The organism is Streptomyces sp. DH12, assembly GCF_020873895.1.
Taxonomy (GTDB): domain Bacteria; phylum Actinomycetota; class Actinomycetes; order Streptomycetales; family Streptomycetaceae; genus Streptomyces.
This window is the reverse complement of the sequence record NZ_JAHWGT010000633.1, coordinates 1-538: the sequence shown is the minus strand read 5'-3', so window position 1 is coordinate 538 and position 538 is coordinate 1. Positions and strand designations below refer to the sequence as shown.

Below are 538 nucleotides of genomic sequence, written 5' to 3'. Positions count from 1 at the left end.
GCGCGGCGCTCGCCATGGCGGCCGTGATGAACCTGGCCGGCGCCTTCCTGGGGTCCGGCGTCGCCAAGACCGTCAGTGAGGGGCTGATCCAGACGCCCGAGGGGTCGAAGGGGATGGGGATCCTCTTCGCCGCCCTGATCGGCGCCATCGTCTGGAACCTGATCACCTGGTACTTCGGCCTGCCTTCGTCGTCGTCCCACGCCCTGTTCGGCGGCATGGTCGGCGCCGCGCTGGCCGGTGGGACGACGGTGTACTGGCACGGCGTCGTCGACAAGGTCGTCATCCCGATGTTCGTGTCGCCGGTGGTCGGTCTGATCGCCGGTTATCTGGTGATGACGGCGATCATGTGGATGTTCCGGCGGGCCAACCCGCACAAGGCCAAGCGCGGCTTCCGCATCGCCCAGACGGTGTCCGCGGCCGGCATGGCCCTCGGCCATGGTCTCCAGGACGCCCAGAAGACGATGGGCATCGTGGTGATGGCCCTGGTCATCGCCGACGTGGAGGACTACGGCGACCCGATCCCGGTGTGGGTGAAGAT

At 68.0% G+C, this 538-nt stretch carries 1 protein-coding gene; it reads left to right on the top strand.

The window, feature by feature from the left end:
- Positions 1 to 538 (top strand): inorganic phosphate transporter (locus tag LPA54_RS36180; protein ID WP_228984771.1); only part of this gene is annotated, 538 nt, incomplete at both ends.